Below are 8,982 nucleotides of genomic sequence, written 5' to 3'. Positions count from 1 at the left end.
CTCTGCTCTGGTGTCCACATCCAGAGCTTGAATCACATCTGCTCCAACTTCCTAAACAGGCTTTAAGGTCTTGATGTGGTCTGCGGCGGCAGCGATGCAGGCCACGGAGAAGAAGAAAGCGGTGGTTTTTTCGTATTGGGTGGCAATGGCTCTCCGCTCTTTGAGGCGAGTCCGCATATGTACGACCAGATGATGGTGTTCATAGGCTCATTTGGGGCACGGAAGAGGCGGCTCACTTCGTTTGGTCGGAATGACCGGCTGCGAGCCTCTGCTTTGATAATCTTCACGAAACAGGTTTGAGGCATAGCCCCGGTCACAGGCAATATAGCGTGGCGCAGCCGGGGATGTGTCCGGTAGTATCATGGCAGACGATAGTTCCTACGCCTGCCTCGGGGTCAGGGTGGATAGCTGGCCTCTTCCGCGCCCGTCGACCGCCACGCAGGCCTTGCTGCCAAAGCCTTTGCGCTAGCGGCCAGGTGTTTGACAATTGCTTCGGTCTTTTCGAAACCTTCCGTTTCAGTGGCTCTCGCCATGTTGTGATGCGCCCTAAAGTTTATGCCGTCGAGAATGCCCATGCCCATGCCCATGCCCATGCCCATGCCCATGCCCATGCCCATGCCCATGCCCGAGGCTGGATTCCGGTTCTTCGCCCTCTCGATGAATGCCTCCTACACACCTAGCATTGCCAACAAATGAAAAGTTGAGCCGCAGTCCACCAAGGGCCAAACTCCGGTGGAAGAGATCGCAATTTTTCTACGTTTTGATGACGCCAGGAGGCCGCCGATACCTCAAGGTGCAGATTGCGTGGGGGTGGTTTGCCTTTGGGCTACACTGCCTCGATCAAAGGCTCCCAAGCTCGCCATATATCGGCAGATATCACAGACTGCTTCATGCTCATCATAAAGAGCAACGCAGACCCACAACAGCTTCAAGGCGCGACATGCCTTAGGTCGTCACATAGCATTATAGCTATACAAGAGCTTTATTCTGCACCATCTTTCTTGTAGGGCCTGCCACGTTTCATTGGCGGGACGGGGGTATTATATCATGAAAGTTTGCAAAATTTAGTCGTGATTTGATTATAATATAAAAAAATATTGATCGAATCCTGATTTTTGGAATAAAATTTTTTAGAACACAGTAATTTTATCACGATAATTTTTCGATTATTGGTTATATCTATTGACCCTAAGGATATAAGGGCTCTTCTTGACGGTTTGTGCCTGAAATCAGAGAAGAAAAATATGAGCACTATCGGAACGGATTGTAGTAATCTTAGCCTCGTGATCCAAGGTAATTGCTCTGTGAGCAATCATGGCGAAGTTGCCAATATTCTCATGTCTTATCGAAAGGCATTCCGTAATGCTGAGATCATATTTTGTATATCAAGTTCTGATTTCATAGATTTCAGCAAATCTAGCGAGAGATATTGCGCCTCTTATAACAAAGCGATGGACAATTTTTGCTCTCTTGTGAACGAGTATGCAGATAAAATTGCTTATGCGAGGCTTGCGAACCCTTTTCCGCCCGTGTTCCGCGGCGGAACTAATTGTCATGCAAATCACATGATTGAGGCAGCCCAGAATGGCCTGAAGCTTGCGTCTAGAAAATACGTGCTCAGGGTTCGCAATGACCTCCTATTCAAAGACACAGGCGTATTGCTGAAGTACGATGATCTATACGAAAAATATTATCAGAGAGGAACTTATACAGTATTTGATATGCCAGTGATGATTTCCTCGCTTTACACCTTAAATCCTTTCGCGGGGGGGCGCCTTCCTTTCCACTATGGCGACTGGTTTCACCTTGGCAGGACATCAGATGTCCGCAAAATCTGGGATGTACCTTTCGTCGATCTGGAATTCATGACATTTTACAACTCTAACCCAAGCTTGCCTGGTACGAAAGAAAAGGAGCGAAACTTCTATTCAAGACTCGCGATAGAGCAATATATTCATTTCGAACATTTTTCAAAGACGATAGATAATATTTATCTTACGCATCAAAATGACGATCGATCAGTAGTGCAATCCATTGAGATTTTACTGGATAATTTTATCATATGCGATATCTACCACCTTGGTGTCTATTATCCGAAATATATAGACGGCTTCAATTCATATTCCGACAATAATACGCGGATTATGGAAGAAGACTGGATAGTTATGTCGCGAGACCGTTCGATAGATGTATCAGAATATTTGTTCAAAAGTGTTGATAAACTCCGCGATTATACACCTAAATTATTTCCAATAACTATAGGATCCGAGCATTTATTAACAAATGTTGGTTTTCGTTTTGGGAAAAGTATAATAATACCCCATGATGCCCCGGAAGGGATCGTGTGTTTCGGACCTTATATCGGATTGCCAAGAGGTAAATTTGCGGCGCGAATAGAGGTTTCGGCCCTTTATCCACGGGATGAAAATTGCTCCCTGATCATTGCGGCCTCCTATAATAAAGGGCAAGACGTATTGTGTGCCAAGGAAGTCGCATTAATATATTCCCCTGGATACCGAAACGAGAAAACGTTTTTTGAGATCGAGTTTGAACATGACGAAGACGAGATAGAAAATTTCGAGATCGTTATGACGTCTCGCGGTTTCATCGACATGTCGATAGACAAAATTTTTCTCGATAAAGTTGGTTGAGATTTTTTCATTCTTCGAATGATCAACTGGTACCATGTCTGATCTCTAGACCGGCTCCGTCTCGTCAACATTGCAATCGTTCTATGCTGACCCTAGGGCTTCCATGCAGGAAAATAGAGAGTGGGACGTCGACCGCCCTTAAAAATCAGTGGTGCTACAGTCCCCGTCATCCTCAAGGGCGGGGCTTCGATCAAAAGTCTGTTGTGATCGTTTTCCAACGGGTGGTTCGTTCGGCGTGCCTGGTTACCTCGAAAATGCGCTGCCTTTTTTCGACGGAATCATATCAGCTACGATATGACTGCTACATGCAGACACTCGGATAATCCGCGCATCACGGTGACAGGACGAAACGGCGTCGCCCCAGTTCGTCCACTCTATGTCGGGAAAAGGCGAGGGGCTGCATGTCGCTGGCATACCATGGAGCAAAGAAATCCCCGTAGTGAGGCGAGGCGGGGTTCCCTGACTGACCGGGGAAATTGAGGAAAAGGGAGTTATCCCAGGCGCCTACATCGCATACCATGAGATAGCTGGCCCCCCCTGTGACGGCGTAAGGGTTTTCCTTGATATGCCCGGGGTCATACCAGCGTGCCATGACCGTGTAATGGTCCCCGCTCGAACCGTATGTCGCGCCGCCTAGGGGCGGAAAGGCGCGGGCGACCGCCGGATCATTGTCCAGCGCATGGCGGAGGGTAAGGGTGTGCAGTCGCCCCCATTGCCACGCCGCAGGCAGTGGCCCCATGAGTTCCGAACATTCATGCCAGGCCTCTCCCAGCACCTCGAGGAGAAAATCATCTCGCTTCTGCCTGGAGTCTGCTGCTCCGAAGGCTTCGTGATTTTCAAGAAGGCCGAGTTGAACCACCGGGCTAAGTGTGCCGGACAAAAGCGCGCCAGACTCCTTGGGCACGAATCGATGGTGCAGCGCTGTCGAAAGCCGGGTCGACCAGACCTCATAAAGAGCCGCCGCTGCGCTCTGGGCGGTCACATGCCCATCCCATGATTTCATCATCTGCAAGGCAGTGTTGGGCGCGGCAAGATCGGGCAGTAGGGCGACCATACGCAGGGCCAGCAAAGAGAGGGTGTCATGTTGCAGGGCTACGCTGTCCCTGAGACTGGCCCGCGGTGTCGCATCGAGAACCTGCTCCACGCGTTCGTGGCGGTAGGGCGGGCTCCATTCATGGCTGATTGTGTAGGCCGGTATGGTGGGCAGGTTCATTTCGTTCGAGGTGCTGAACCAGCCTTTTGCCGGATTGAAGAGATGGGGCAGATCTTCAAGCGGGCGCAGGCCGAGCCAGTCATATCTGCCGTCCCCCGGGGCAGGCATGAGGCCATCATGCTCGGGTCGCCGTCTTGGGAGCCCTCCCGCAGCCTGCCAGCCGATATTGCCGTGCCGATCAGCATAGGTGAAATTGGTCGGGCTCGTATGGTGTCTCAAGGCTTCGCGAAAGCTGTTCCAGTCAGTGGCAAGATTGATGCCGATATTGCCGAGCATGGCATTCGCTCCCGGTGCCAGCCATGTGGCGGCCAGCGCAATCGCCCGGGTTTCATCGGGATTTGCCGAGATAACAGGCCCCTGAACCGCGTAGCGTAGAACGGCCTCAACGCTCTCTGCCCCACGCACGTCGATGGTGACGCGGCTCTCCTCCATCCGCCGCCATCCCCCGTCATGCCAGTATTGGGAGGGATCATCGGAATTGGTTTTCAGAACGAAGAGGTCTTCCTGGTCGATATGAAAATTTGTCCGCCCAAAGGCAATATCGGCATTATGACCCTGCATGATCCCGGGCATGCCGGGTGTTCCGGCACCGATCACATCCAGTCCGGGTGCAGTCATATGCAGCACATGGCGCGGGCCGGGCGCGCCAAAGGAAAGATGAGGGTCATTGGCAAGGATCGGTCGACCCGTCACCGTGCGTGAGGGCGCGATACACCATGCATTACTTCCCTCATTGGCCTTGCGATGTCCCATATCGCCATGAAGGGTGGCGGCGTGAATGGCTCCGAGTGGCAGGCGTTTTTGCAGAACGCCCAACGCGCCCAGATCATGCTCGGTGACCTTGGACACATCCAGCCCCGCCGGGGGAACAAGAGGGCAGTCGGGCTCGCGTGGGGTCAGATAGGCGTCATAAAGCAGGGCTTCAGGTCCCAGAGCGGCCAGACGGGCCCGTCGGATCTCCAGCGCCGTATTGCCTGTCGGTTCGGCGCGCATACGAATCAGGTCTTCAACCTGCCATTCGAGGGGACGATAATCGTAAAGGGCGAATTCCGGCGCGATATCGTCAAGATCTGTCGGGAGTGAGCGGATGAAGGCGTTGATGCCAGCCACATACGCGCTTGCGGCATCACGCACAGACGGCTCATAGCGTGACAGTTCTTCCGCCGCGTTGCCCCGATACAGGAACAGGCGATTGGCCTTGTCCGACGGGACGAAAGAGGGGCCAAAGACTTCTGCCAGGCGACCCAGTGATTGCCTGTACCCGAAATCGAGTTGCCAGAGCCTGTCGCGCGCCACCAGATAACCATTGGCGTAAAATGCGTCCCCGATCGAGTCAGCACGGATATGGGGTACGCCCCATTGATCCTCCACGACCGTCACAGGGGCTTTCAGCCCATCCAGCCCCTGATGTCGCGGTTCCGATCTCGCCGCGCGGGGCACGCAGGAAAGCAGGGCCGCGCAGCCAGCACCGTGCAGGAACGAGCGGCGTCCGGCGGAAAACCGGCCATTGGGCAGGGGGCGGGCTTGGCTCACATCGTTTCTCCGACAAGGCTGAGGATCCGTCTGGCCGAGCCCGGGGCAAGGGTGAAACCAAGCGCTCCATGGCCGACATTGAACAGAAGATTGTCACAGGGGCCGCGCTCGATGATCGGCACACTGTCTGGCGTGGCCGGGCGTTCGCCTGCCCAGGCCTCGGCCCGGTCATAGGGCCCGGCCTCCGGAAGGGTCTGTTGGGCGAGGCGGCGCAACTGGGCCAGACGGCGTTCGTCGCCTCTGGCGCCCGACTTGCCGATATCGACCATTGCCGCAATGCGCAGCCTGGCACCATGGCGCGCATAAACGACACGTCGGTCATAATCGGTCACGCTGACCTCCGGCAGGCTGGATGCGGGAGGAGTCACGGTGAGGCTGTAACCGCGCAGGGGATAGAGGGGCAGACCCACGCCCAGCGGGCGTGCGAGTTCGCGTGAGGCGAGCCCCGCAGCAAGGATGACCCTGTTTGACGGCAGGGGAACGCCATTGAGCCTGACCAGACAACGGGTTCCCGAGCGCTCAAGCGCAGCGCTTCCGTGCAGCAGACGAAAACGTTCATGGCCCTGCATCGCGTCGCGCAGTTTCAGGCAGAAAGCGTGGCAATCGGCGACCTCTTCGCTGTCTGTGAACAGTCCCCCTGCCAGCTCGGGGGCGAGTGCAGCGAAAGCGGGTTCGATCATGGCGCATTCTGCCGGCGTGAGGAGGCGCTGCGACTGCCTGTCGCTCAGACCCTTCGCCGCTTTCGCGAATGACGCGTGATGGCGATACAGGATCAGCTTGCCCGGCTGTCTCCAGTCGAATCCCGAAAGTCCCTGGTCACGCCATGTTGCCAGTTCCCGCTGGCTTTCGAGCGCCAGCGTCAGCAAGGCAGAACTGGCTGCCCTGAAACGGGCCTCGGTGCAGGAACGCAGAAACCGGGCCATCCATCCCCATTGATGGAGGTCGGCATTGGGGTGAAGCGCCACTGGCGAGCCGGATCGACCCAGCCATGACAGCGCTTCGAATGGGGCAGAAGGGCTCGCGAGGGGGGCGACATAACGATAGCTGAGCTGCCCGCCATTGGCCCGGCTGGCACCCGAAGCAATGCGCGCCTGTTTTTCGACCAGAGTGACCTCATGCCCTGCGCGCCACAGGGCGAAGGAAGTGGTCAGACCGATGACTCCACCGCCGATAATGGTGACTGAATGACGCTGCGCCAAAGCCGAGGCCTTTTTTCCCGTAATCGATAGGGTGAGCCTAGGGGGAGACGCATGGGCGACCTATTGGGAAGATGGGCGCCTCTCTTAACTTCAGGTTATGGGCGAAAAGAACCGGATGGGTATCAAACCTTTCATCTGGCAGGATAAAACGTGCGAAGATCGGGATATCCTCTATCAGAACGTCGTCTCATGAGGACTAGGCGCGGGACGCATGGTGTGGTGTGTTGCCTTTCCATTTTGTCATGCCGGAACCGTTATGATCAGACACGACATACCTGCCTTGATACTCGATCGACGCCATTTTCTGCGGAGCGGCATGGCGGTGTTCGGCGCTGCTGGCGGTCTTTCATCAGGCCTTGCCGGGTGTGCCACTCCCGATCCGTTCGCGTCAGTTGATCGTCTGGCGCGGGATGCGGTGCAGGCGGGTCAATGCCCGGGCGTGGTGCTGGCGATCGGTCACGGCGGCGGGATCGTCCACCGATATGTCTATGGCGCCCGGGCTCTCGTGCCGGTGCGGGAGCCTGAAAGCTGGGATACCCGTTTCGATATGGCCTCGCTCACCAAGCCGAGCATGACGGCGCTTGCAGTGATGCAACTCGTCGAACAGAACAGGCTCAGCCTGGACGAGCCAGTGGCGACCATTCTGCCGGATTTTGCTGCAGCCGGAAAAAGCGACATCACCATTCGTCTCCTGCTGACGCATTATTCGGGACTGCCCCCCGATATCGCCCTGACCGACCCGTGGCAGGGCAAGGCTGAGGCCGTCAGGCGTGCCATGCAGAGTGTCCCTGCCACGCCACCCGGCGATCGCTTCGTCTATAGCGACGTCAACTTCATCACACTGGGGCTGGTGGTGGAGCGTCTGAGCGGGATGCCGCTGGAAACCTACGTCCAGCACAATATTCTCGACCCGCTCGGTATGACGCAGAGCGGTTATCGTCCCGGCCGCTCCCTGACGCCGCTCATCGCACCAACGCAGTTCGATGAGCATGGACTCATGCTGCGCGGTGTGGTGCATGACCCCACCGCCCGCCGTATGGGGGGCGTGGCCGGTCATGCCGGTCTCTTCTCCAACGCGCATGACATGTGTCTTTATGCCCAGTCGCTGCTGGATCGTCTGGCAGGGCGACCAAGCGCATTCCCGCTGCGACGCGACACGCTTGCGCTGATGACCAGCCCCCAGCAGCCAGCGGGAAAAACCGATCTGCGTGGTCTCGGCTGGGATATCTCCACGCATTACTCGACACCTCGCGGGGCGTATTTTTCGCCGCGCTCGTTCGGGCATACCGGCTTTACCGGCACGTCGCTCTGGATCGACCCGCCAAGCGATAGCTATGTAATCATCCTGACCAACAGGGTGCATCCCTCTGGCGGCCATAGCGTGGTCGCCCTGCGTCAGGCCATTGCTACGGAGGCGGCGCGCGCGCTGGGGCTCGATGCTCCACGACCCGTCGCGACGTCTGTCACAAGGGGCTGATCATGGCGCTGCGTCTGCGCTCCATCGAACTGGTTTACTATGTCATGCGCACGGGCTCGCTGCGACAGGCGGCAGAGGCGCTCAACGTCTCGCAGCCCGCCGCCAGCAAGGCGTTGCGCTATGCGGAACAATCGCTCGGCTTTGCCCTGTTCGACCGGATAAAGGGCAGGCTGGTGCCAACACGCGAGGCGCAGATCATGTTGCCGCGTATCACAGCCCTGTTCGACCAGTTTGCCGATCTTTCGCGGCTGACGGAGAATCTGCGGACGGGCAGGGGCGGCCATGAACTGTCCATCGGCTGTGTGCCAAGTCTCGGGCTGAGCGTGGTGCCGCGTGTGATCAATCGCTATCGCGAAAAGTCGGGCGAGAACATGCTGAGCGTGGACACGCTCCACGGCGCAGAAATCATTGCCGGGTTGCGCAAGCGCGATCTGGATTTCGGCATCCTCTTTGGCTCGACGGAAGAGCCGGGGCTGATCTGCGAGAGCCTGGCGGAAATACCGCTCGTTCTGCTCGACAATACGGCAAGGGGCGATACAGTCCGCCTCGAAACCATCGATCCGGCAAGGTGGATAGGCCTTGCGGATCATGACCCGACCTCCTGGGCGCTCAGCAGTGCATGGAAGAAAGCGGGATGGGAGGTCTCCCCGGCGATCAGGGTGAGAACCCATTACATGGCGGCGGAACTGGCCCGGCTGGGGGCAGGTTGGGCGATTGTCGATGCCTTTACCGCCCTGCACGACCCCACCCTCCCAACAGCGCGTCGCCTCGATCCACCCATGACCATCACCTGCTCGGCCGTGTATCGTGAGGATCATGCACTGCGGCGCATGGCGCGCAGTTTCATCCAGATTCTCAAGCAGGAATTCACCCGCGAAATGGCGCGCCTCTGAAGAGCGGTACTCTCAG

General features: G+C 56.7%; 6 protein-coding genes. 3 read left to right on the top strand and 3 right to left on the bottom strand.

Going from position 1 to position 8,982, the window contains the following annotated elements:
- Nucleotides 1–395 precede the first annotated feature (395 nt).
- On the bottom strand, nt 396–623 hold the full coding sequence (locus tag AA0535_RS09885) for a hypothetical protein (RefSeq protein ID WP_264815849.1): 228 nt from the start codon (nt 621–623) through the stop codon (nt 396–398).
- A gap of 621 nt (nt 624–1,244) precedes the next feature.
- Between AA0535_RS09885 and AA0535_RS09880 the strand changes: the two genes are divergently transcribed.
- Entirely contained in the window at nt 1,245–2,651 is a 1,407-nt protein-coding gene (locus AA0535_RS09880; RefSeq protein WP_264815848.1) for a WavE lipopolysaccharide synthesis family protein, read from the top strand.
- Between the two features lie 331 nt (nt 2,652–2,982).
- Here the strand turns inward: AA0535_RS09880 and AA0535_RS09875 are convergent, their stop codons facing one another.
- Nucleotides 2,983–5,397, bottom strand: a complete 2,415-nt coding sequence (locus tag AA0535_RS09875; RefSeq protein WP_264815847.1) for a penicillin acylase family protein — start codon at nt 5,395–5,397, stop codon at nt 2,983–2,985.
- Nucleotides 5,394–6,596, bottom strand: coding sequence for an FAD-dependent oxidoreductase (locus tag AA0535_RS09870; RefSeq protein ID WP_264815846.1), 1,203 nt, complete (start codon nt 6,594–6,596; stop codon nt 5,394–5,396). The genes AA0535_RS09875 and AA0535_RS09870 overlap by 4 nt, the downstream gene beginning before the upstream one ends.
- 256 nt (nt 6,597–6,852) lie before the next feature.
- Here AA0535_RS09870 and AA0535_RS09865 point away from each other — a divergent pair, with 256 nt between their 5' ends.
- Entirely contained in the window at nt 6,853–8,073 is a 1,221-nt protein-coding gene (locus tag AA0535_RS09865) for a serine hydrolase domain-containing protein (RefSeq protein WP_373319311.1), read from the top strand.
- Nucleotides 8,074–8,075: 2 nt separating this feature from the next.
- The gene (locus AA0535_RS09860; RefSeq protein WP_264815845.1) at nt 8,076–8,966 is read left to right on the top strand and encodes a LysR family transcriptional regulator; all 891 of its coding nucleotides are present in this window, start codon (nt 8,076–8,078) and stop codon (nt 8,964–8,966) included.
- The last annotated feature ends 16 nt before the right edge of the window (nt 8,967–8,982 follow it).

This window comes from Asaia krungthepensis NRIC 0535, from assembly GCF_025995175.1.
GTDB lineage: Bacteria > Pseudomonadota > Alphaproteobacteria > Acetobacterales > Acetobacteraceae > Asaia > Asaia krungthepensis.
Note: the sequence above shows the minus strand (reverse complement) of the source record. Positions and strands in the feature narration are given on the sequence as shown.

Bases quoted from the DNA above. Each gene is read 5' to 3' on its own strand.
- AA0535_RS09885 (WP_264815849.1), bottom strand. From the start codon at position 623: ATGGGCATGGGCATGGGCATGGGCATGGGCATGGGCATGGGCATGGGC.
- AA0535_RS09880 (WP_264815848.1), top strand. From the start codon at position 1,245: ATGAGCACTATCGGAACGGATTGTAGTAATCTTAGCCTCGTGATCCAA.
- AA0535_RS09865 (WP_373319311.1), top strand. From the start codon at position 6,853: ATGATCAGACACGACATACCTGCCTTGATACTCGATCGACGCCATTTT.
- AA0535_RS09860 (WP_264815845.1), top strand. From the start codon at position 8,076: ATGGCGCTGCGTCTGCGCTCCATCGAACTGGTTTACTATGTCATGCGC.